The sequence below is a fragment of the Janthinobacterium sp. genome (assembly GCF_009923995.1).
In the GTDB taxonomy this organism is placed as follows: Bacteria; Pseudomonadota; Gammaproteobacteria; order Burkholderiales; family Burkholderiaceae_D; genus Janthinobacterium.
In genome coordinates this window covers 15555-37440 of record NZ_RFSK01000058.1, presented here as the reverse complement: position 1 = coordinate 37440, position 21886 = coordinate 15555, and the positions used below count along the sequence as shown (strand labels likewise).

Genomic DNA, 21886 nt, shown 5'->3' with positions numbered 1-21886 from the left:
CCGTTCGGTACCGAACGGACGATCATGCCGATAAGAAATATAGTCGGGGCATGGTGCAGGCCCTGTGTTACGCTGCATGCCATGGCGGCCCTCGTTCGGACGCCTCTCTCTCATCCCCTAGCTGACGACTGGAAAACAGGAATCCTGCCCATGTCGAGTCCGCATGTCCCGCACCACAACCCGAACCAGAATCATTTGCTCGCCGCCATGCTCGACGCGGATTTCGCGCGCCTGGCGCCGCACCTGGAGCAGGTCTCCATGCTGCTGGGCGACGTGATCTACGATTCGGGCGACAAGCTGCAGCACGTGTACTTTCCCACCACCGCCATCGTCTCGCTGCACTATCTGCTGGAAAACGGCGGCTCGTCGGAAATCGCCGGCGTCGGCAATGAAGGCATCGTGGGCGTGTCGCTGTTCATGGGCGGCAATTCGACGCCGAGCCGCGCCGTCGTGCAGACGGGCGGCATCGGCTTTCGCCTGAAGGCGCACGTGCTGATGGAAGAATTCGACCGCGCCGGCCCCGTCATGCGCTTGCTGCTGCGCTACACGCAAGCGCTGATCACGCAGATGTCGCAGACGGCCGTGTGCAACCGCCACCATACGGTGGAGCAGCAACTGTGCCGCTGGCTGCTGCTGACCATGGACCGCCTGCCGAACCGCGAGCTGACCATGACGCAGGAGTTGATTGCCAACATGCTGGGCGTGCGCCGCGAAGGCGTGACGGAAGCGGCAGGGCGCCTGCAGCAGCGCGGCTTCATCAGTTACCGGCGCGGGCATATCTCCGTGCTGGACCGCGCCGGGCTGGAAGGCCACGTGTGCGAATGCTATGGCGTGGTGAAGAAGGAATTTGCGCGCCTGCTGTCGGACGTGCGCCAGCGCCAGGGCGCCTGATTCTCCCGTTTCCCCTCTTATTGTTTCATTGCCCGGGCTTCCCATGCACTCAGTTGAAAATCATCCCCATCGCGCCCCGTCGCGCTGGCCCATGGCACTGGCATTCTCGTTCAGCGCCATCGTGCTGCTGGCCGTCGGCGTGCTGGCCTGGCGCGCGCCGTTCGATACGGCGATCCTGATCGAGGCCCTGCTCGGCCTGCTGTTGCTGCTGCTGGTGGCGCTGTACCGGCGCACGGCGGCGGCCAGCCTGCCGCGCCAGGTGCTCAAGGCGGGCGCCCTGCAGGACGCCATCTTCAACAGCGCCAATTTCTCGTGCATCGCCACCGATGCGCAGGGCGTGATCCAGATCTTCAACGTGGGCGCCGAACGCATGCTCGGCTATGCCGCCAGCGACGTGGTGGACAAGCTGACGCCGGCCGGTATTTCTGACGCGCAAGAGATCATTGCGCGGGCGCAAGCGCTCAGCGCCGAGCTCGACACGCCCATCACGCCCGGGGTGGAAGCGCTCGTCTTCAAGGCCACGCGCGGCATCGAAGATATCTATGAACTGACCTACATCCGCAACGATGGCAGCCGCTTTCCCGCCATCGTCTCCGTGACGGCCTTGCGCGACGCGCAGAACAAGGTCATCGGCTACCTGCTGATCGGCACGGATAACACGGCGCGCAAACAGGTCGAGGCGGAGCAGGCGCTGCTGGACCAGCGCCTGCAGGAGCAGCAGGCGTACACGCGCTCGCTGGTGGAGACCAATAATGCCGAGCTGAAAAAGGCGCGCCAGGTGGCGGACAAGGCCAACCGCGCCAAGTCCGAATTCCTGTCGAGCATGAGCCATGAATTGCGCACGCCGCTGAACGCCGTGCTGGGCTTTGCCCAGCTGATGGCGTCCGACGTGCCGCCGCCGACCCAGCCCCAGCAGCGCTCGATCGAACAGATCCTCAAGGGCGGCTGGTATCTCTTGCGTTTGATCAATGAAATCCTCGACCTGGCCATGATCGAATCGGGCAAGGTGACGCTGTCACAGGAAGCCATGTCCCTGCTCGACGTGCTGCAGGATTGCCAGGCGATGATCGCGCCGCAGGCGGAGAAGCGGGGCATCCGCCTGCATTTCCCCCGCTGCGGCCAGGCCTTCTACGTGCACGCGGACCGCACGCGCGTGAAACAGGTGATGATCAACCTGCTGTCGAACGCCATCAAGTACAACCAGGGCGGCGGCGCCGTCACCGTCGAATGCAGCCGCCACGGCGACAAAGTGCGCGTGAGCGTGCGCGACAGCGGTGCCGGCCTCGATGCGCAGCAACTGGCGCAGCTGTTCCAGCCCTTCAACCGCCTGGGACAGGAAAACAGCACGGAAGAGGGCACGGGTATCGGCCTCGTCGTTACCAAGCAGCTGGTGGAGTTGATGGGCGGCACCATCGGCGTCGACAGCGCGGTGGGCGTGGGCACCACCTTCTGGTTCGAGCTGGCCGCCAGCCGCGCGCCGGCACTGGCGCTGGACGATGGCGACGCGCTGCCGCAGGTGCAGGAGCCGCAGGAAAGCCTGCGCACCCTGCTGTACGTGGAAGACAATCCCGCCAACCTGGCGCTGGTCGAGCAACTGATCGCCCGCCGCAGCGATTTGAAGCTGCTGACGGCCATCGATGCGCACCTGGGCATCGACCTGGCGCGCACCTATCAGCCGGACGTGATCTTGATGGATATCAACCTGCCCGGCATCAGCGGCTATGGCGCCCTGCACATCCTGCTCGGCGACCCGCTCACCCGCCACATTCCCGTCATGGCGCTGTCGGCCAACGCCGTGCCGCGCGACATCGAAAAGGGCTTGCAGGCGGGTTTCTTCCGCTATCTGACCAAGCCCATCAAGGTCGTCGAATTCATGGACGCGCTCGACGTGGCCCTGCACCATGCGGCTGCGCATGGCCTGGCCGACGACATTCACGCAGTACGCTAATTCAGCACTTATTTTTAGGAATACCGCCATGCTTCAAGCCACCGAGATCCTGAACGCCAGCATCCTCATCGTCGATGACCAGGAGGCCAACGTCATGCTGCTCGAGCAGGTGCTGCGCAGCGCCGGCTACACGCGCATCACCTCCACCATGGACCCGCAGGCCGTGCGCGCGCTGCACCAGCAGCACCGCTACGACCTGATCCTGCTCGACCTGCAGATGCCGGAAATGGATGGCTTTGAAGTCATGGATGGCTTGCGCGCCATCGAGGCGGGCAGCTACCTGCCCGTGCTGGTGATCACGGCCCAGCCCGGCCACAAGCTGCGCGCCCTGCAGGCCGGCGCCAAGGATTTCGTCAGCAAGCCCTTCGACCTGGTGGAAGTCAAGACGCGCATTCACAACATGCTGGAAGTGCGCCTGCTGTACCAGAAGCTGGGCGAATACAGCAAGTCGCTGGAGCAGATGGTGGAAGCGCGCACGGCGGAGCTGCGCGAAAGCGAAGCGCGCTTCCAGCGCTTCACGGAACTGTCGTCCGACTGGTACTGGGAGCAGGATGCGCAGGGCAAGCTGACGCGCTTTTCCGGTCCCGTGGCCGACATGCTGGGCATCGGCAGCGAGGAAGAGCCGCAGCGCTGGAATGCCAGCGAGCGCGCTTTGCTCGACGCCAAGATTGCTGCGCGGGAACCCTTCCTCGACTTCATCTACAGCCGCACGAACGGTGACGGCAGCGTGCAGTACCTGCAGGTGAGCGGCGAACCGATGTTCGACAATGGCAGCCGCTTCATCGGCTACCGCGGCATCGGCCTCGACGTCACGCAGCGCCTGCGCAAGGCTTGACGGCGGCGGGCTGCTTTATACTTGCCGGTATCGATATCGACAAGGAATGCATCATGGCTGACAAATCGCCTCCGGCAACGCCCCCGCGCTACTGGTTCCCCGCCAAGACCTATGGCTGGGGCTGGGGCATGCCCATCACCTGGCAAGGCTGGCTGGTCTTCCTGGCCGCCCTGGGGCTGTTCGCCTGCGGCGCCTTCCTCTTCCCGCCGCAGGAATCGCTGGCCCTGTACATCGTCTATGAAGCCGTCATCGCCGGCGCGCTCGTCGGCGTGTGCTGGCTGAAAGGCGAACCGACGCGCTGGCGCTGGGGCAAGAAAAAATAGGCGCCGTCATCTGTTGCGGTGCAGCAGATGCACAAAGACGACAGCTGCAAGAAATCATCTGGCCACGCGCCTTGAAACGCGTATAATTGGCTCGCTGCCGCAAGGCGGCAAACGCTAGGGGTCCTGCCTTTCGCTGTGGAAACACGGTGCAAGCGCGGGTGAGAAATACCCTCCGAACCTGATCTGGATAATGCCAGCGAAGGGAAGCTTTAGGATGACCGCACCCCGCTTTTCCGCGTGCGCAATTCCGAACCTCCTTAGCTGGCTCCAGGCTTAAAAATAGTCTAGCCAAGGAGCCAAAATGAACGCCAATCCGAAATTCCTTTCCGCCACCGCCACGGTCGACGAAGCCGCCATCGCGCCGCTGCCCAATTCGCGCAAGATCTACGTGCAGGGCAGCCGCCCCGACATCCGCGTGCCCATGCGCGAGATCAGCCAGTCCGACACGGAAGCGTCGTTCGGCGGCGAAAAGAACCCGCCCATCTACGTCTACGACACGTCCGGCCCGTACACGGACCCGGACGTGCAGATCGACATCCGCTCGGGCCTCGATACGCCGCGCCTGCCGTGGATCATGGAGCGGGCCGACACGGAAGAGCTGCCCGGCCCCACCTCCGACTACGGCATCGCCCGCCTGGCAGACCCCAAGCTGGCCGAGCTGCGCTTTAATCTGCACCGCAAGCCGCGCCGCGCCGTGGCCGGCAAGAACGTCACGCAAATGCATTACGCCCGGCAAGGCATCATCACGCCGGAAATGGAATTCGTCGCCATCCGCGAAAACATGCGCCGGCAAGAGTATCTGCGCGAACTCAAGGCGTCCGGCCCCATGGGCGAGCGCCTGGCCGACCTGATGGGCCGCCAGCACCCGGGCCAGGCCTACGGCGCCAGCATTCCCGCCGAAATCACGGCCGAATTCGTGCGCGAGGAAATCGCCCGCGGCCGCGCCATCATCCCCGCCAACATCAACCATCCGGAAGTCGAACCGATGATCATCGGCCGCAATTTCCTGGTGAAAATCAACGCGAATATCGGCAATTCGGCCGTGACGTCGTCCATCGGCGAGGAAGTCGAAAAGATGACCTGGGCCATCCGCTGGGGCGGCGACAATGTCATGGACTTGTCCACGGGCAAGCACATCCACGAGACGCGCGAATGGATCATCCGCAACAGTCCCGTGCCCATCGGCACCGTGCCCATCTACCAAGCGCTGGAAAAGGTCAACGGCAAGGCCGAAGACTTGACGTGGGAAATCTTCCGCGACACCCTCATCGAGCAGGCCGAGCAGGGCGTCGATTACTTCACCATCCACGCCGGCGTGCTGCTGCGCTACGTGCCGATGACGGCCAAGCGCCTGACGGGCATCGTCTCGCGGGGCGGCTCCATCATGGCCAAATGGTGCCTGGCGCACCACCAGGAATCGTTCCTCTACACGCATTTCGAAGAGATCTGCGAAATCATGAAGGCGTATGACGTGTCGTTCTCGCTGGGCGACGGCTTGCGTCCCGGTTCCATCTACGACGCCAACGACGAGGCGCAGCTGGGCGAACTGAAGACCCTGGGCGAGCTGACCCAAATTGCCTGGAAGCACGACGTGCAAGTGATGATCGAAGGCCCGGGCCACGTGCCCATGCAATTGATCAAGGAAAACATGGACTTGCAGCTGGACCAGTGCGGCGAAGCGCCGTTCTACACCCTGGGGCCGCTGACCACCGATATCGCGCCCGGCTACGACCACATCACGTCGGGCATCGGCGCGGCCCTGATCGGCTGGTACGGCACGGCCATGCTGTGCTACGTGACGCCGAAGGAGCATTTGGGCTTGCCCAACAAGAACGACGTCAAGGATGGCATCATCACCTACAAGATCGCGGCGCACGCGGCCGACCTGGCGAAGGGCCATCCGGGCGCGCAGATCCGCGACAACGCCCTGTCGAAGGCCCGCTTCGAATTCCGCTGGGACGACCAGTTCAACATCGGCCTGGACCCGGACAAGGCGCGCGAATTCCACGATGAAACCCTGCCCAAGGATTCGGCCAAGGTGGCGCATTTCTGCTCCATGTGCGGCCCCCATTTCTGTTCCATGAAGATCACGCAGGAAGTGCGCGAATACGCGGCCGGCATGGGTATCGCGGAAGACAAGGCGCTTCAGCAGGGCATGGAAGTGAAAGCCATCGAATTCATCAAGAACGGCGCCGAGCTGTACCGCAAGGTCTGAAGGAGGGCGCGATGACTGCATTGATCCATATCACGCTCAACGGCGCGCCGCACCAGGTGCCGCCGGGACAGACACTCGAGCAATTGATCTCCGCCCTGTCGCTGGAAAACCAGGCGCTGGCGCTGGCCGTCAACCGCAACGTCGTGCCGCGCAAGGCGTGGCCGGGACAGGTCTTGCAGACGCAGGACCAGGTGGAAATCGTCCGCGCCATCGGCGGCGGCTGAAAACGTCCAAGCAAACCTACTGCGCGGCGCGCTTTGCGGCCTGCGATGCTCACCGTGCTCTAGCACGGTTGCGCGTCTCGGCCACAAATCATCGCCGCTCGCTACGGTTTTCTTTGGAAGTTTAAAAATTTAAGGAAGAATACATGCATACCGCAACAAACAACGACCTGCTGACCATCGCGGGAAAACAGTACTCCTCGCGCCTGCTGGTGGGCAGCGGCAAATACAAGGACTTGCCGCAGACGCGCGAAGCGACGGACGCGGCGGAAGCGCAGATCATCACGGTGGCCATCCGCAGGGTGAATATCGGCCAGGACCCGCACGCGCCCAGCCTGCTGGACTTCGTGCCGCCCGACCAGTACACGATACTGCCAAACACGGCCGGCTGCTACAACGCGAAAGACGCCGTCTACACCCTGCAGCTGGCGCGCGAGCTCTTGGGCGGGCGCAATCTGGTGAAGCTGGAAGTGCTGGGCGATGAAAAGACCCTGTTTCCGCACATGCCGGAAACCCTGGTCGCGGCCGAGGCGCTGGTCAAGGATGGCTTCGACGTGATGGTCTACTGCAGCGACGACCCCATCCAGGCGAAGATTTTGGAAGACATCGGCTGCGTGGCCGTCATGCCCCTCGCTTCCCTGATCGGCTCGGGCATGGGCATCTTGAACCCATGGAACTTGTCGCTCATCATCGACCAGGCGAAAGTGCCCGTGCTCGTCGATGCGGGCGTGGGCACGGCGTCGGACGCGGCCATCGCCATGGAACTGGGCTGCGATGGCGTGCTGATGAATACGGCCATCGCCGGCGCGCGCGACCCCGTGCGCATGGCGCGCGCCATGAAGCTGGCCGTGCGGGCGGGGCGCGAAGCGTTCCTGGCGGGGCGCATGCCGCGCAAGTTCGCCGCCTCGCCGTCGTCGCCGATGGCGGGCCGGCTGGCGTGACGGTGACGCGGCGTCCCAGCGTGCTCGTGTTTGCCGGCGCCGACCCGTCCGGCGGCGCCGGCATCGCTGCCGACATCCTGGCGATCGCGGCCCAGGGCGCGCATGCCTTGCCCGTCATTACGGCGCTGACGGTGCAGGACAACGACCGCGTGTTTGCCGTCGAACCCGTGGCGCCGGAGCTGCTGCGCCGCCAGGCGCAGGCGCTGATCGACAGAATCGCCATCGATGCCGTGAAAATCGGCATTCCCGGCAGCGCGGCGAATGCGGCCGCCATCGCGCAGCTGATCGCGCAATGGCGGCTGGTCCGTCCAAGTTTGCCTGTCGTGCTCGATCCCGTGCTGGCCAGCGGCCATGGCGACGTGCTGAGCCGGGATGATGCCGTGCTGGCGCTGGCGCCCTTGTTGCCAGTCACTACCATCATCGTACCGAACGGGCCGGAAGCGCTGGCCCTCGGTGGCGTGGAAAACCTGCTTGCGCAAGGCTGCCGGCACGTGCTGGTGACGGGCGGCCATGGCGAAGGCGACGAGGTACTCAACCGCTGGGTCGATGCCCATGGCGGCGAGCGCGCCTGGCGCTGGCCGCGCTTGCCCGGTGCATTTCACGGCAGCGGCTGCACCCTGGCCTCCGCCATCGCGGCGCGCCTGGCGCTGGGGCAGGCGCTGCCCGATGCGCTGGCGCAGGCGCAAAGCTATTGCCATGCGGCCCTGGCCGGCGCGTATGCGATTGCGCCAGGTCAACTCATGCCGCAGCGATTCATTCAATAAGGAAAACATCATGCGTGGACTGTATCTCGTCACCCCCAACTGGGACGACACCGACCGCCTGCTCGACGTGAGCGGGCAAGCCTTGCAGGCAGGCGCAGCCTTGCTGCAATACCGTCACAAGAGCGCCGACGCGCCGCAGCGGCGCGAGCAGGCGGGCGCCTTGCTGGCCCTGGCCCGCAAGTATGGCGTGCCCTTCATCATCAACGACTTTGTCGAGCTGTGCGAAGAGCTGGACGCGGACGGCGTGCACGTGGGCGGCACGGATGCGTCCGTCGCGCAGGTGCGCGCCCGCCTGGGCAAGGACAAGATCGTGGGCGCCTCGTGCTATGGCGACATGGCCTTGGCTCGTACGGCCGAGGCGGGCGGCGCCAGCTACGTGGCCTTTGGCGGCTTCTATCCCTCGCTGGTGAAAAAATATCCGGTGACGACGCCCCTCGATATCGTGCTGCAAGCCAAGCGCGAGATCGCCTTGCCCTGCGTGGTGATCGGCGGCATGACGCCGGAGAACGCGGCGCCGCTGGTGGCGCGGGGCGCCGACATGGTGGCGGCCATCAGCAGCGTCGTTGGCAGGATGGACGAGGCGAAGGATGTGAATATTGCAGTGCAGCAATTTAATCAATTGTTTGCGGCGTGAGCATGGGAACGGATGGGGGATTTGCCGAATAATCGGCATATAATAAGAGCATCTATATTTACAAGGTCTCCTTACCCATGAGTCAGCCAGCCGCCGCGAAACGCCTTATCCTGATCGTTGACGATGACCAGCTCCTGTTGGAATTCCTTGGCGAAGTCCTGCGCCATGCCGGCTATGAGACGGCCCTGGCCAATTCCGCCGAAATGGCGCTGCAGCTGATCGCCCAGCGCGAGCCGGACCTGGCCTTGCTCGACATCCACATGCCGGGCATGTCCGGCCTGGAGCTGGCCAAGCGCCTGCATGGCGAAACGGCCGTGCCTTTCATGTTCCTGTCCGGCAGCGGCGACAGCGAATCGGGCAAGCAGGCGGCCGCCTACGGCGCCGTCGGCTATGTCGTCAAACCCGTCGATGAAGGCCGCTTGATGCCCGCATTCGAAGCGGGCCTGGCGCGGGCCGACGAGATCCGCCAGCTGCGCCGCACCGAGCTGAACCTGAACGCGGCCCTGGCTGCCGGGCGCGAAACGAGCCTGGCCGTTGGCTTGCTGATGGGCAAGTTCCAGACGGACCGCAATACGGCCTTTGAAGTGCTGCGCGACCATGCCCGTTCCAGCCGCCGCAAGATCAATGAAATCGCCAGCCAGCTGCTGCTGGCCGAGGAAACCCTGAACGGCCTGCACGGCGCCTTCCTCAACCGGGCAAAAAGCAAGTAAGGGCAAGTGAGGCTGGGAAGCCAGCTGGGCATCTTCCAGGCGCCTGCTTTTCGCCCTGGCTTGTTATGATGTGAGGATACGGCGCGTTCGCGCGCCTGGTTCAACCATAGACAGGACACACATGAAAACCAAAGCAGCGATTGCATGGAAGGCGGGCGCCCCGCTGACGATCGAAGAAGTCGACCTGGCCGGCCCGCGCGAGGGCGAGGTACTGGTCGAGATCAAGGCCACGGGCATTTGCCACACGGATTACTACACCCTGTCGGGCGCCGATCCGGAAGGCATCTTCCCGTCCATCCTGGGCCATGAAGGCGCCGGCATCGTCGTCGACGTGGGGCCGGGCGTGAAAAGCCTGAAGAAGGATGACCACGTCATTCCCCTGTACACGCCGGAATGCCGCCAGTGCAAGTTCTGCCTGTCGCAAAAGACCAATCTGTGCCAGTCCATCCGCTCCACCCAGGGCCGCGGCCTGATGCCGGACGCGACGTCGCGCTTCTCCATCGACGGCAAGCCCATCTTCCACTACATGGGCACTTCGACCTTTTCCAACTACATCGTCGTGCCGGAAATCGCCCTGGCGAAGATCCGCGAAGACGCGCCCTTCGACAAGGTCTGCTACATCGGCTGCGGCGTGACGACGGGCGTGGGCGCCGTGCTGTTCTCGGCCAAGGTGGAGGCGGGCGCCAACGTGGTCGTGTTCGGCCTGGGCGGCATCGGCCTGAACGTGATCCAGGCGGCGAAGATGGTGGGTGCCGATAAAATCATCGGCATCGACATCAACCCGGCGCGCCAGGCCATCGCGCGCAAGTTCGGCATGACGCATTTCATCAACCCGAACGAGGTGGAGAACGTCGTCGATGCCATCGTGCAGCTGACGGACGGCGGCGCCGATTATTCGTTTGAATGCGTGGGCAACACGACCCTGATGCGCCAGGCGCTCGAGTGCACGCACAAGGGCTGGGGCAAGTCCTTCATCATCGGCGTGGCGGCGGCCGGGCAGGAAATTTCCACGCGGCCATTCCAGCTGGTGACGGGACGCGAATGGCGCGGTTCGGCCTTCGGCGGCGCGCGCGGGCGCACTGATGTGCCGAAGATCGTCGACTGGTACATGGAAGGCAAGCTCAATATCGACGACCTGATCACCCACCGCCTGCCGCTGGAACGCATCAACGAAGGCTTCGACCTGATGAAGAGCGGCGAATCCATCCGTTCCGTCGTGCTGTACTGATCGGCATGCTGTACTCATTGCGCAACACTTGACGGACGGGGCAGGGCGGCGCGCTGTACTTCGGCGGGATCCCCTGCTAGTGTGAAGGGATCCGCCTTGCCTTGGGAGCCGTTCATGTTTGCCACTGCCTATCTGCTGACCCTGCGGCGCATGCTGCCCGTCTTTCTCGGCGCGGCCCTGGCCTCGCTGCTGGCCTTGTGGTGGAGCAATGCCGCCATCCTGGCCACGCCCGCCATCTGGCTGGCGCTGCTGGCCACGTATCTGCTGTGCGCGCTGATGTTTACGCCGCTGGCCTGGCACCGCCGGCAGCTGGCCACGCGCCACGTGCGCAGCAAGAAGTCGCGCTGATTCGTCCTGCTCGCCCTGCCGCTAGCGCGCCGTGCTGGAAAAGCGCTCGCGGTAGTCGCGCGGGGTGATGGCGAGTTTCTTCTGAAACAGGCGGCGCAGCCTTTCCTCGCTGTGCAGGCCCGCTTGCGCGGCCACCTGTTTCAATGACGACACATTGTCTTCCAGCAAGCGGCGCGCCACTTCGAAGCGGGCCGTTTCGATGAATTCCGTGGGGCTGGTGCCCGTTTCGCGCTGGAACACGCGCGTGAAATTGCGCTCGCTCATGGCCAGCCGGGCCGCCAGCAAGGGCACCGTGAGCTCGTCGGCCAGATGCTCCATGATCCAGCCCTGCAACTGGCGGATGGTGGGATGCGTCGTCATCTGGCTCGACAGGTGCACGGAAAACTGCGACTGGCCGCCGGGTCGTTTCAGGTACACCACCAGGTCGCGCGCCACTTCCAGGGCGATATCGCGGCTGAAATCGTCTTCCACCAGGGCCAGCGCCAGGTCGATGCCGGCCGTCACGCCGGCCGACGTCCAGAATTTCCCTTCCCGCACGAAAATCGCATCGGCATTGACCTGGATCAAGGGGTAGCGCTGGCGCAGGCTGTCCACGGCGCTCCAGTGCGTGGCCGCGCTCTTGCCATCGAGCACGCCCGCCTCGGCCAGGAAGAAGCAGCCCGTGCACAGGGCGGCCAGCGTGTCGATGCGGGGCGCCGCCTCGGCCACCCAGGCGGCCAGGGCGGGAATGTCCTGCAAGACTTGCTCGACGTGGTGGCAGCCGACGATGACGGCCAGGTCGGGCAGGCGATGCGCATCGAGCGCCTTGCTCGCGTGCAGCGACATCAGGGTGTCGGACGCGACGGGGCCGACGGCCGTCGAGGCGATGCGCACGTCGTAACCGCCGGGCAGGTTGCGCAGGCGCAAATGTGTGTTGGCGTAGTCAAACACCTTCATGGCGCCGATGGCTTCGAGCGCCTTGAAGCCGGGATAGACGATGATGTCGACGGTGCGCAGGGGGAATTCTTTGGGGTTTTGCTTGATCATGCGATATGCGCGAGGAGGATAAATACTGCCATAATGCAACTACAGCGATGGCGTAGATTAGCATGGAAATATCGGCGCGCCCGCTGGCCTCCCACCCATCGGATTCCTGGATATCGTGCGCTTACTCCACTTTTTTGCTGCCCTGACATTGCTGCTGGGCTCATCCCTTGCCCAGGCGGCCACCCTCAACTTCAATGGCGGCGCCGTCAACGGCTGCAGCCTGGCCGGCACGCAATACACCTGCGCCAGCCTGCAGATGGCCGACACGGATGCCGTCGTCATTGCCAGCGGCTATGGCGTCACGGTCAACAGCGACGTGACCATCGGCTACAACCAGGGCCTGAGCATGAGCGGCACGGCCGCGCTGACTGCCAACAAGAATATCGACTTCAGCAACACCAACACGCCGAATCTGAGAATCACGGGCGGCAGCCTGACGGCCAAGGGCGGCATCTTCAAGGTGGGTGGCCAGAGCAACAACAACATCGTGGCCGATATCACGGCCGCATCCGTCTCGCTGGGCGGCACGGCCGTGCGGGTGACGGGCAACATCACGGCCACGGGCAATATCGACATTTCCTCCGGCTCGGTATTGAACGGCGCCATCAGCGGCGGCTCGATCAGCGCCAACTCCAACGTCAGCATCAGCGGCAGCGTCAAGGCCACGGGCGCCGTGAGCATCGGTTCCAGTTCGACCATTTCCGGCCCCATCAGCGGCGCCACCGTCACCACCAGTTCCAGCGTGACGATCACGGGTGACGTGACGGCCAGCAATTCCTTCAGCCTCGGTTCGGGCAGCAGCCTGACGGGCAACACGACGGCGCCCGTCGTCAGCATCGATGCGTCCAACAGCAAGGTGCAGGGCGACATCACGGCCAGCACCTCGCTCGTCGTCGGCTCGGGCAGTCAGGTGAAGGGCAACCTGACCTCGCCCACCATCGACCTGAAGGCGTCCGGCCTGCTCGTCACGGGCGACGTGAAGGCCCTCAATTCCTTGTCGATTGCTTCCGGCAACGGCATCAAGGGCAATGTGGAGGGCGGCAACGTCACCCTCGATTCCTCGAATGCCTACATCACCGGCAACGCCCTCGTCGACCACATCACCCTGGGCTGGCAGGGCCGCGTGCAGCAGACCATCACGTGCAAGGCGTACACGCCGTCGAATCCGTGCAGCTGCGTGACGAACAACAGCGGCTGGCCCTACACCGATCCGCTGGGACCGAAATGCGGCCCCAGCACCCAGGCCGGGCCGCATCACTTCCAGATCACGCATCCGCCCTCGGCGCTCAGCTGCGCGCCCGCGCCCGTGACCGTGACGGCCTGCGCCGACGCGGCCTGCAGCACCGTCTACACGGGCGCGGCCCAGGTCACCTTGACGCCGGGCGGCGCGACGGCGCAAATCAACGCCACCCAGCCGGCGACGGGCACGGCCACGTCCAGCGTGGCGCAGACCACGCCGGCCAGCAACGTCCCCCTGGGCCTGAGCAGCACGCCGGCGACGACGGGAGCGCTGGTCTGCAAGAGCAGCGTCGACGGCAGCGTGACCAATTGTCAGATGGCATTTGTCAGCAGCGCGCTGCAGGTGAGCGGCATCCCCCGGTATGCCGAGGCCGAGGGACCCATCGCCATCAGCGCGCTGCAGGCATCGGCATCGAATCCGCGCGCCTGCGTGCCCCTGTTTGCCAACCAGAACAAGACCTTGCAGCTGCGCTGCACCTATGCCAATCCCGGCACGGGCACCTTGCCTGCGCGCATACAGAACAAGGATGGCAGCTATATCCCCCTGGCCGTCAACACGGGCAGCGCCTGCAGCGCGGCCGGTGCCGCCGTGCAGCTGGCCTTCGATGCCAACGGCCTGGCCACGCCGAACATGCTGTACGCCGATGCCGGCGCGCTGGGCCTGACGGCCACGTATGCCTCGACCAGCGGCAGCGACAGCGGCCTGACCATGACGGGCAGCGGCAATGTCATCGTCGGTCCCCAGCGTTTCGTGTTCAGCGCCATCGCCACGCCGCAGCGCGCCGGGCTGGCGGCGCTGCCCGTGGCGCCCGCCACCCGCATCAGCGTGTCGGCCTTGAACGCGGCCGGCGCCTTGACGGCCAATTTTGGCCGGGAAACGACGGCGCAGACGGTGTTGCTGGACCGTATATTTGTCGCGCCCAGCTTTTCCGGCGCCGCCAACCCCGCCGTGGCGGGCAGCCTGGCTTTCAATAATGGCAACGGCATCGGCACGGCCAGCAACCTGAGCTGGGCGGAAGCGGGCACCATCCAGTTCACGGCGACGATGGCCACCTACCTGGGCGCTGCGCCGCCAGCCGTGAATGGCGTCATCCCGCCGTTTACCACGGGCGCCAGCAACAGCGTGCAATTCATCCCGCACCACTTCGTCACGGAGGTGCCCGGCAGCGAACCCATGCCTTGCAAGGCGCCGTTGTCCTGCGCGGCGGGCAGTTTCATCTATGCGCAGCAGCCGTTCAAGCTGCGCGTCACGGCGCAGAATGCCGCGAACGGGACGACGCTCAACTTCGACGGCCGCGACACGGCCTTGACGGCTCAGGTGGCCTTGCGCGCCTACGATGCCGCCACGGGCCTGACGGCCTTTCCGCCGGCGACGCCGGCGGGCAGCCGGCTCAGCGACGGCACGGCGGCGCAAACGACCGTGACGGGCATCGCGCCCGCCAGCTTCACGACGGGCGTGGCCAGCAGCCAGATCGCCTACCGCTTTCCCGGCGCATATGCCGTGCCGGCCGGTACGGTCGCGCTGGCGCCGCCGACCGACGTGCTGTTCCGCGCCACCACCCCCTATGCGGGCGCCACCGTGACGTCGGCGCCGTCCGATGCCGGCACGGAAGCGCGGCTGACCGTGCTCACGGGCCGCATCATGGTGCCCAACAGCTATGGTTCCGAGCGCCTGCCGATCCGCCTGCCCGTGCAGGTGCAATACTGGAATGGCAGCTGGCTGGGCAATGTATCGGACAGCGCCACCCAGTTCACCCAGGCCGGCGTGATCCTGGCCAATTGCCGCCAGGGACTCGGTGCGGGCACCTGCAATGGCGCGACGAAAGTGCAGAACGGCAGCTACACCTTTGCCAGCGGGGTATTGCCATCGCCCAACGGCCAGCTGGTGCTGCTGGCGCCCGGCGTGGCGGGCAGCGTCGATGTTTCCGTGGGCAGCCTGCCTTACCTGCCCAGCACCGTGGGACGCGCCGTGTTCGGCGTGTTCAAGTCCGGTCCCGTGATTTACCTGCGCGAACTGTATTAGATCTTTGTCAATGCGGTCGTGCCGGCTTGGGCGTGCCGGCGCAGGCGGGGGAAAAAACCAGTAACATGCCTGGCTGTGGCATTCCCCCAACATCAGACTGGAGTTTCTATGAGCACAACTTCGCAGTGGATCGATATCGCCGGCCCGGACGGCAGTTTCCAGGCTTACCTGGCCGTGCCGCACGTGGGCAAGGGTCCCGCCATCATCCTGTTGCAGGAAATTTTTGGCGTCAACGAGCACATCCGCGCCGTGGCCGACCAGTACGCCGCCGACGGCTACGTGGTGCTGGTGCCGGACCTGTTCTGGCGCGCCGGCGCGCACATCGAGCTGGGCTATGACGCGGCCGGCTGGAAGCGCGCCGTGGAACTGATGCAGGCGACCGACAACGAGCACGCCTTGAGCGATATCAAGGCCACCATCGCCGCCCTGCGCGCGCGTCCCGAAGTGACGGGCAAGCTGGCCGCGATCGGCTACTGCTTCGGCGGCCGTTTGTCGTTCCAGACGGCCGCGGCGGGCCTGGTCGACGTGGCCATCGCCTACTACGGCGGCGGCATCCAGAACAAGCTGGACCTGGCCGACCAGATCAAGGTGCCGCTGCTGATGCATTTCGGCGGCCAGGACAGCCATATTCCGCCGGAAGCCGTGCAACAGATCGCCGTGCGCTTCGAAGACCGGCAGGACGTGGAAATCCACCTGTATCCGGGCGCCGAACACGGTTTCAACTGCACCCACCGCGACAGCTACCAGCAGCGCGCCGCCGCCCTAGCGCACGGCAATTCGCTGATTTTCTTGGCGGAGAATCTGTAGGACGTCCTCGCCAGGCGGGCCTGCCGGCCATGTCCCAGCCGATACGCGCCCAGCAGCAAAGCTGCATGGGCGCTAAAATAGCGGCTGTGCCGGGCAACTCCGGCCGGCCGGGCGCCGCGCCCGGCAAACCTGGATGAGGAACCGAATTAAAGATGGCCCAAGTAATTGTTTCTGTAACATTGGCGGCAAGCGCCGAACGCGTGTGGGATTTTATCGGCGGCTTCCAGTCGCTGGCTGAATGGTCGAGTTCGATCAAGACCAGCCTGTCCGAACATGGCGGCCGCGTGCGCCGCCTGAAAACCACGGACGGCGCCGTCATCGCCGAACGCCTGCAAAGCTACAGCGAAGCGGACAAGAGCTACAGCTACACCATCGTCTCGGGACCGATTCCCGTCAAGAACTACCGTTCCACCCTGCGCGTCACGGGCGAGCCGGGCGGCGCTTCCTGCGTGGCGGAATGGTCGAGCGAGTTCGACGCGGCCGAGGGCGTGGAAGAGGTCATGATCGGCGCCTTCCAGCACCTGTACGAAACGGCATTCGTCGATCTGAAACGCATCATGGCGATTTAAGCACTGCGGGTCAGACTGCAGGTGACCAGTAAAAACACCGGCCAAGGCCGGTGTTTTTTTATGCGTGGACAGTCTTAACGTTTGACCTTGCCGAACGCCTCGCCCTTGTTCCAGGTAGGCAAGTTCTTGTCGTTTGCCACTTCATAGCCCAGGTTCAGGGTGAATTGCGCCTGCTGCACCATGCCCGACAGGTCCCACGACGGGTGGTACTCGTCCGTGACCTGGTGGTAATCCTTTTTAAAGGCGACGAGGCGCTCGCTGGACGCTTTCGGGTCCTTGACGAAGTTGAAGGAGCCGTCGCCCGAGAACACGGCCGAGCCCACGTTGAAGGCCGGCACGCCCGCCTTGGCAAAGGCGAAGTGGTCGGCCCGGTAAAAGGCGCCGGACAGGTCGGGGATGGTGGGCGCCAGGCGCAGGCCCATGCGCTTGGCCACCTTGGCGGCGCTCGCGTACAGGCTGCTGCGCTCGGCGCCGGCCACGCCGATGTCGTGCGTCTTGCCGACGAAATTCATGCTGTCGAGGTTCAGGTCGGCGGCCGTCTTGGCCAGCGGCCACAGGGGCGCGCGCGTGTACGCCGTGCTGCCCAGCATGCCCGTTTCCTCGCCCGCCGGCCACAGGAAGATCTGCGTGCGGCGCGCCGGCTGCTTGACCGCAACCTGCGCCATGGCCAGCAGGGCCGCCGCGCCCGAGGCGTTGTCGATGGCGCCGTTGTAGATGTGGTCGCTCTGGCCCGCGCGCGCACTGCCTTCGTCATCCTTGCCCAGGTGGTCCCAGTGGGCCGAATAAATCACGGCCTCGTCCTTCAGCTGCGGGTCCGTGCCGGGTACGATGCCGGCCACGTTGAACTGCTCGATGCTGCGCACCTGGCTGTCGAGCTGTACCTTGACGGTGGCATTCAGGGCCACGGGGCGGAACTCGCGCGTTTCCGCCTGGGCGCGCAGGGCGTCCAGGTCCTGCCCGCCCGCCTGGAACAGGGCGCGCGCCGCATCTTCCTGCAGCCAGCCTTCCATGGCATTGCCCGCGCCGGCCAGGCTGAAGCGCTCGTGGCCGAAGCCGTTGGCCGGCACCGACCACGGATACGAGGCCGATTCCGTCGTGTGGATCAGCAAGACGCCGGCCGCGCCCTGGCGCAGCGCTTCCTCGTACTTGTAGACCCAGCGGCCGTAGTAGGTGAGCGATTTGCCGGCAAAGCGGTTCGGCTCGGCCGCGGTGGGCTGCGGGTCGTTGACCATCATGATGACGAGCTTGCCCTTCAGGTCGATGCCCTTGAAATCGTCCCAGCGTTCCTCGGGCGCGCGGATGCCGTAGCCGGCGAACACGACGGGCGCGTCGAACGCCACGTGTTCCTTGCCGTTGGATGCGCCGAAGACGATGTCCTGGCCGAAGACGGGAGACAAGGTCTTGCCGCCCGCGCTGAAGGTGACTTTGCTCGATGGCAAGGCCTTGCTGCCGACGATGGTCAGCGCCTGGCGGTAGCTGCCATCCTTCAAGGGCTGCAGGCCGGCCACGGCCGCCTGCGTTTCCAGGTAGCGCACGGCCAGGTCGCCGCCGCGCTGGCCCGTGCCGCGCCCTTCGAGCAAGTCGTCGGCCAGGAAGGACAAATGGGCGCGCAGCGGCGCTTCGGCGACGGTGGGCTGGGCGAGGGCGGCCGTGCTGAGCAGGCTGGCGGCGAGAACGAAGGTAGAACGCATGGCAACTCCAAAAGTGAATATGGGAAAGCAAAGCAGCGGCAATCTTACTCTACCGCAAAGGCTTGGGCGTAGCGCGCGGCGCGGGCAAGCCGATTGCGGCCACAATGGCTGCTGGCCCACCGACAAGGAGCGTTCCATGAGCAGCAGCGATCACACCGTGCAATCGAGCAATACCCTGCGTACCGCCGACGGTACCTTGATCTACTACAAGGACTGGGGCAGCGGCCCGCCCGTCGTCTTCAGCCACGGCTGGCCATTGTCGTCCGACGCCTGGGAAGACCAGATGTTTTACCTGGCCTCGCATGGCTACCGCGTCATCGCCCACGACCGGCGCGGCCACGGCCGCTCCAGCCAGCCTTTCCAGGGCAACGACATGGACACCTATGCCGACGATCTGGCCGCGCTGATCACGGCGCTGGACTTGACGGGCGCCACCCTGGTGGGCCATTCGACGGGCGGCGGCGAAGTGGCGCGCTACATCGGCCGCCACGGCACGGATCGCCTGGCCGGCGCCGTGCTCGTGGGCGCCGTGCCGCCGCTGATGCTGCAGACGGCGGACAATCCGCTGGGCCTGCCGCTGTCCGTGTTCGACGGCATCCGCGCCGGCGTGCAGGCCGACCGCAGCGCCTTCTTCCGCGACTTGAGCGAGGCCTTCTATGGCTACAACCGGCCCGGCGCCACGCCGTCGCAGGGCGTGCGCGACCACTTCTGGCTGCAAGGCATGCAGGCGGGCATGCCGGCCGCCTACCTGTGCATCAAGCAGTTTTCCGAGACGGATTTCACGGCGGACCTGGGCAAATTCGACGTGCCCACCCTGGTGATCCACGGCGACGATGACCAGATCGTGCCGATTGCCGCCTCGGCGCGGCGCACGGCCGAACTCATCATCGGCAGCAAGCTGCTCGTCTACGCGGGCGCGCCGCACGGCCTGGCGACGACGCACAAGGACCGCCTGAACGAGGACTTGCTGGAGTTTTTGCGCACCTGAGGCCGGCGCCGGGCAGGGCGCGCGCGGCATTGCCGCCGCGTCCGCCGTCACCGTTGCTGCCTGGAATTTGAGCAGCGCGGACATCGTTGTGTATCGTTCAATATTGCCGAAAGCACGCGTCAATTGCGTGCGGATCGCCGATGTTTCTGGATTTTTTCGGCCGATATGCCGCAAAAAACGGCGTTCTGCGGCCTCGTTCCACCCGGTAAGGTCCAGTAAAGAGTAAACTAGCGGCTACACTCTTTCGCATTGGGCGATTCGAGCGAACTTGTGAGTGATTTCATGTCTGATACACCAATTTCCTTATTTTCCGACCTTAACCTGAGCGAGCCGCTGGTTCGCGCGCTCAAGGATGTCGGTTACGAAACACCGTCGCCTATCCAGGCGGCCACGATTCCATTATTGCTCGCGAACCGCGACGTGCTGGGCCAGGCGCAAACGGGCACGGGCAAGACCGCCGCCTTCGCCTTGCCTATCCTGTCGCGCATTGATCTGAAACAAAGCTCACCCCAAGCCCTGGTCCTGGCACCGACGCGCGAACTGGCCATCCAGGTCGCCGAAGCGTTCCAGGTGTATGCCGCCCACATTCCCGGCTTCCACGTGCTGCCGATCTACGGCGGCCAAAGCTACGGCCCGCAGCTGTCGGCCCTGCGCCGCGGCGTGCACGTCGTCGTCGGTACCCCTGGCCGCGTCATCGACCACCTGGACAAGGGTTCGCTCGACCTGTCCAAGCTGAAGACCCTGGTACTCGACGAAGCCGATGAAATGCTGCGCATGGGCTTTATCGACGACGTCGAACGCATCTTGCAAGAAACGCCGGAAGGCCATCAGACGGCCCTGTTCTCGGCCACCATGCCTTCCGTCATCAAGCGCATCGCCACGACCTACCTGGTGAACCCGGCCGAAGTGACGGTCGCCGCCAAGACGGGCACGGCCGACAACATCCGCCAGCGCTACTGGCTCGTGTCGGGCATGCACAAGCTCGACGCGCTGACCCGCATCCTGGAAGCGGAAGCGTTCGACGGCATGATCATCTTCGCCCGCACCAAGCTGGGCACGGAAGAGCTGGCCAGCAAGCTGCAAGCCCGCGGCTTCTCGGCGGCCGCCATCAATGGCGACATCCAGCAGGCGCAGCGCGAGCGCACGATCCAGCAGTTGAAAGACGGCAAGATCGACATCCTCGTGGCGACCGACGTGGCCGCCCGCGGCCTGGACGTCGAGCGCATCAGCCACGTCGTCAACTACGACGTGCCGCACGATCCGGAAAGCTACACCCACCGCATCGGCCGCACGGGCCGCGCCGGCCGCAGCGGCGAAGCGATTCTGTTCATCACCCCGCGTGAAAAGAACTTGCTGCGCTCCATCGAACGCGCCACGCGTCAGCCGATCGGCATGCTGGAACTGCCCACCATCCAGGCCGTCAACGACGTGCGCATCGCCAAGTTCAAGGAACAGATCAGCGAAACCCTGGCCCTGGGCGAACTGGAACAGTTCCAGTCGCTGATCGAGGATTTCGAGCGCGAACAGAACATTCCCGCCATCGAAATCGCCGCCGCCCTGGCGAAGATGGCGCGTGGCAATGTGCCGCTGCTGCTGGACAAGAACAAGGCGCGCGAGCAAGCCACGTGGCAGGACGACCGTCCTGCGCGCCAGGACCGCTTCGACCGTCCGGAACGCAACGAGCGTTTCGAGCGCGGCGACCGCTTCGAACGCAGCGAGCGCCCGGCCTTCCCGAAAAAGGAACGCATCCAGCGTCCGGCCGACGCCGGCATGCAAACCTTCCGCATTGAGGTAGGTCATCAGCATGGCGTGAAGCCGGGCAATATCGTGGGCGCTATCGCCAATGAAGCGGGCATCGATTCGAAAAACATCGGCCGCATCGAAATCTATGACGACTACAGCGTCCTGGACTTGCCAGACAGCATGCCGAAAGAATTGCTGGACCAGCTGAAAACCGTGTGGGTGGCGGGCCAGCAGCTGCGCATCAGCCGCGACGGCGACGCGCCGGACCTGGCGCCGCCAGCCGCGCCGCGCAAGCCGTTCGCCGCCAAGTCCGCGGCAGCGGACGCGGGCGACGCCGCGCCGGCACCGCGCGCGCCGAAGAAGGAGCGTCCACGCCCGGGCGTGACGGCCTACCGCATCGAAGTGGGCCGTGAGCACGCCGTGACGCCAAGCAACATCGTCGGCGCCATCGCCAACGAAGCGAACCTGGAAGCCAAGCATATCGGCCGCATCGATATCTTTGACAACTACAGCGTGCTGGACCTGCCGGAAGGCATGCCGCCGGAAATCCTCGACCACCTGAAATCGGTCGTGGTGTCGGGCCAGAAGCTGCGCATCAGCCTCGATGACGGCACGACGGAGCGCAAGCCTGCGCCACCGCGTCCGAAGTCGCCGCGCAAAACGTTCAAGTAAGCCATCCCTGCGCAGGCGCCTCCCCGGCGCCTGTGTCGCGGATTGGAGACATATTCCCCACTGGCGCGCT

19 protein-coding genes and 1 riboswitch are annotated in these 21886 nt (G+C 65.0%); of the genes, 17 read left to right on the top strand and 2 right to left on the bottom strand.

Annotated features, from left to right (window positions below; translation table 11 throughout):
- Nucleotides 1-150: 150 nt before the first annotated feature.
- The 12 genes from EBS11_RS22735 to EBS11_RS22680 all read left to right on the top strand — a co-directional run bounded on the left by EBS11_RS22735 (nucleotide 151) and on the right by EBS11_RS22680 (nucleotide 11058).
- Nucleotides 151-891, top strand: coding sequence for a Crp/Fnr family transcriptional regulator (locus EBS11_RS22735; RefSeq protein WP_290606705.1), 741 nt, complete (start codon nucleotides 151-153; stop codon nucleotides 889-891).
- Between the two features lie 91 nt (nucleotides 892-982).
- Entirely contained in the window at nucleotides 983-2839 is a 1857-nt protein-coding gene (locus tag EBS11_RS22730; protein ID WP_290606703.1) for an ATP-binding protein, read from the top strand.
- 28 nt (nucleotides 2840-2867) lie between these two features.
- A complete protein-coding gene (locus EBS11_RS22725; RefSeq protein ID WP_290606701.1) occupies nucleotides 2868-3674 on the top strand; it encodes a response regulator in 807 nt (268 codons plus the stop codon).
- A gap of 53 nt (nucleotides 3675-3727) precedes the next feature.
- Entirely contained in the window at nucleotides 3728-3997 is a 270-nt protein-coding gene (locus EBS11_RS22720) for a hypothetical protein (RefSeq protein WP_290606699.1), read from the top strand.
- Between the two features lie 106 nt (nucleotides 3998-4103).
- A riboswitch (TPP riboswitch) is annotated at nucleotides 4104-4219 on the top strand.
- Between the two features lie 79 nt (nucleotides 4220-4298).
- Nucleotides 4299-6212 (top strand): phosphomethylpyrimidine synthase ThiC, encoded by a 1914-nt coding sequence (gene thiC / locus EBS11_RS22715; protein ID WP_290606697.1) that lies wholly within the window; start codon nucleotides 4299-4301, stop codon nucleotides 6210-6212.
- 11 nt (nucleotides 6213-6223) lie between these two features.
- A complete protein-coding gene (gene thiS, locus EBS11_RS22710; protein ID WP_290606691.1) occupies nucleotides 6224-6436 on the top strand; it encodes a sulfur carrier protein ThiS in 213 nt (70 codons plus the stop codon).
- Nucleotides 6437-6579: 143 nt separating this feature from the next.
- A complete protein-coding gene (locus tag EBS11_RS22705) occupies nucleotides 6580-7374 on the top strand; it encodes a thiazole synthase (RefSeq protein WP_290606689.1) in 795 nt (264 codons plus the stop codon).
- 2 nt (nucleotides 7375-7376) lie between these two features.
- Nucleotides 7377-8138, top strand: coding sequence for a hydroxymethylpyrimidine/phosphomethylpyrimidine kinase (locus tag EBS11_RS22700; RefSeq protein ID WP_290606687.1), 762 nt, complete (start codon nucleotides 7377-7379; stop codon nucleotides 8136-8138).
- A 10-nt stretch (nucleotides 8139-8148) separates the two neighbouring features.
- Complete coding sequence (thiE, locus tag EBS11_RS22695) at nucleotides 8149-8772, top strand: thiamine phosphate synthase (RefSeq protein ID WP_290606685.1); 624 nt, start codon at nucleotides 8149-8151, stop codon at nucleotides 8770-8772.
- 77 nt (nucleotides 8773-8849) lie between these two features.
- Entirely contained in the window at nucleotides 8850-9482 is a 633-nt protein-coding gene (locus EBS11_RS22690; RefSeq protein ID WP_290606683.1) for a response regulator, read from the top strand.
- A gap of 121 nt (nucleotides 9483-9603) precedes the next feature.
- Nucleotides 9604-10710: an S-(hydroxymethyl)glutathione dehydrogenase/class III alcohol dehydrogenase gene (locus EBS11_RS22685; RefSeq protein WP_290606681.1), complete on the top strand. Its 1107-nt coding sequence runs from the start codon at nucleotides 9604-9606 to the stop codon at nucleotides 10708-10710.
- A 114-nt stretch (nucleotides 10711-10824) separates the two neighbouring features.
- The gene (locus EBS11_RS22680; RefSeq protein ID WP_290606679.1) at nucleotides 10825-11058 is read left to right on the top strand and encodes a hypothetical protein; all 234 of its coding nucleotides are present in this window, start codon (nucleotides 10825-10827) and stop codon (nucleotides 11056-11058) included.
- A 21-nt stretch (nucleotides 11059-11079) separates the two neighbouring features.
- Here EBS11_RS22680 and EBS11_RS22675 read toward each other — a convergent pair whose 3' ends face one another.
- Complete coding sequence (locus EBS11_RS22675; RefSeq protein ID WP_290606677.1) at nucleotides 11080-12084, bottom strand: helix-turn-helix domain-containing protein; 1005 nt, start codon at nucleotides 12082-12084, stop codon at nucleotides 11080-11082.
- Between the two features lie 115 nt (nucleotides 12085-12199).
- Here EBS11_RS22675 and EBS11_RS22670 point away from each other — a divergent pair, with 115 nt between their 5' ends.
- The 3 genes from EBS11_RS22670 to EBS11_RS22660 all read left to right on the top strand — a co-directional run bounded on the left by EBS11_RS22670 (nucleotide 12200) and on the right by EBS11_RS22660 (nucleotide 16722).
- The gene (locus tag EBS11_RS22670) at nucleotides 12200-15346 is read left to right on the top strand and encodes a polymer-forming cytoskeletal protein (protein WP_290606675.1); all 3147 of its coding nucleotides are present in this window, start codon (nucleotides 12200-12202) and stop codon (nucleotides 15344-15346) included.
- 108 nt (nucleotides 15347-15454) lie between these two features.
- Nucleotides 15455-16153, top strand: coding sequence for a dienelactone hydrolase family protein (locus EBS11_RS22665; protein WP_290606673.1), 699 nt, complete (start codon nucleotides 15455-15457; stop codon nucleotides 16151-16153).
- Between the two features lie 152 nt (nucleotides 16154-16305).
- A complete protein-coding gene (locus tag EBS11_RS22660) occupies nucleotides 16306-16722 on the top strand; it encodes an SRPBCC family protein (RefSeq protein WP_290606671.1) in 417 nt (138 codons plus the stop codon).
- Nucleotides 16723-16796: 74 nt separating this feature from the next.
- Here the strand turns inward: EBS11_RS22660 and EBS11_RS22655 are convergent, their stop codons facing one another.
- Complete coding sequence (locus EBS11_RS22655; protein ID WP_290606669.1) at nucleotides 16797-18413, bottom strand: M28 family peptidase; 1617 nt, start codon at nucleotides 18411-18413, stop codon at nucleotides 16797-16799.
- 136 nt (nucleotides 18414-18549) lie between these two features.
- Here EBS11_RS22655 and EBS11_RS22650 point away from each other — a divergent pair, with 136 nt between their 5' ends.
- Together EBS11_RS22650 and EBS11_RS22645 are read left to right on the top strand one after the other, a co-directional pair.
- Entirely contained in the window at nucleotides 18550-19401 is an 852-nt protein-coding gene (locus tag EBS11_RS22650; RefSeq protein WP_290606667.1) for an alpha/beta hydrolase, read from the top strand.
- 282 nt (nucleotides 19402-19683) lie between these two features.
- Complete coding sequence (locus tag EBS11_RS22645; RefSeq protein WP_290606665.1) at nucleotides 19684-21816, top strand: DEAD/DEAH box helicase; 2133 nt, start codon at nucleotides 19684-19686, stop codon at nucleotides 21814-21816.
- Nucleotides 21817-21886: the final 70 nt, after the last annotated feature.

Bases quoted from the DNA above. Each gene is read 5' to 3' on its own strand.
- thiE (WP_290606685.1), top strand. From the start codon at position 8,149: ATGCGTGGACTGTATCTCGTCACCCCCAACTGGGACGACACCGACCGC.
- EBS11_RS22655 (WP_290606669.1), bottom strand. From the start codon at position 18,413: ATGCGTTCTACCTTCGTTCTCGCCGCCAGCCTGCTCAGCACGGCCGCC.
- EBS11_RS22650 (WP_290606667.1), top strand. From the start codon at position 18,550: ATGAGCAGCAGCGATCACACCGTGCAATCGAGCAATACCCTGCGTACC.
- EBS11_RS22705 (WP_290606689.1), top strand. From the start codon at position 6,580: ATGCATACCGCAACAAACAACGACCTGCTGACCATCGCGGGAAAACAG.
- thiS (WP_290606691.1), top strand. From the start codon at position 6,224: ATGACTGCATTGATCCATATCACGCTCAACGGCGCGCCGCACCAGGTG.
- EBS11_RS22665 (WP_290606673.1), top strand. From the start codon at position 15,455: ATGAGCACAACTTCGCAGTGGATCGATATCGCCGGCCCGGACGGCAGT.
- EBS11_RS22645 (WP_290606665.1), top strand. From the start codon at position 19,684: ATGTCTGATACACCAATTTCCTTATTTTCCGACCTTAACCTGAGCGAG.
- EBS11_RS22730 (WP_290606703.1), top strand. From the start codon at position 983: ATGGCACTGGCATTCTCGTTCAGCGCCATCGTGCTGCTGGCCGTCGGC.
- EBS11_RS22675 (WP_290606677.1), bottom strand. From the start codon at position 12,084: ATGATCAAGCAAAACCCCAAAGAATTCCCCCTGCGCACCGTCGACATC.
- EBS11_RS22720 (WP_290606699.1), top strand. From the start codon at position 3,728: ATGGCTGACAAATCGCCTCCGGCAACGCCCCCGCGCTACTGGTTCCCC.
- EBS11_RS22725 (WP_290606701.1), top strand. From the start codon at position 2,868: ATGCTTCAAGCCACCGAGATCCTGAACGCCAGCATCCTCATCGTCGAT.
- EBS11_RS22690 (WP_290606683.1), top strand. From the start codon at position 8,850: ATGAGTCAGCCAGCCGCCGCGAAACGCCTTATCCTGATCGTTGACGAT.
- EBS11_RS22685 (WP_290606681.1), top strand. From the start codon at position 9,604: ATGAAAACCAAAGCAGCGATTGCATGGAAGGCGGGCGCCCCGCTGACG.
- EBS11_RS22735 (WP_290606705.1), top strand. From the start codon at position 151: ATGTCGAGTCCGCATGTCCCGCACCACAACCCGAACCAGAATCATTTG.
- EBS11_RS22680 (WP_290606679.1), top strand. From the start codon at position 10,825: ATGTTTGCCACTGCCTATCTGCTGACCCTGCGGCGCATGCTGCCCGTC.
- thiC (WP_290606697.1), top strand. From the start codon at position 4,299: ATGAACGCCAATCCGAAATTCCTTTCCGCCACCGCCACGGTCGACGAA.
- EBS11_RS22660 (WP_290606671.1), top strand. From the start codon at position 16,306: ATGGCCCAAGTAATTGTTTCTGTAACATTGGCGGCAAGCGCCGAACGC.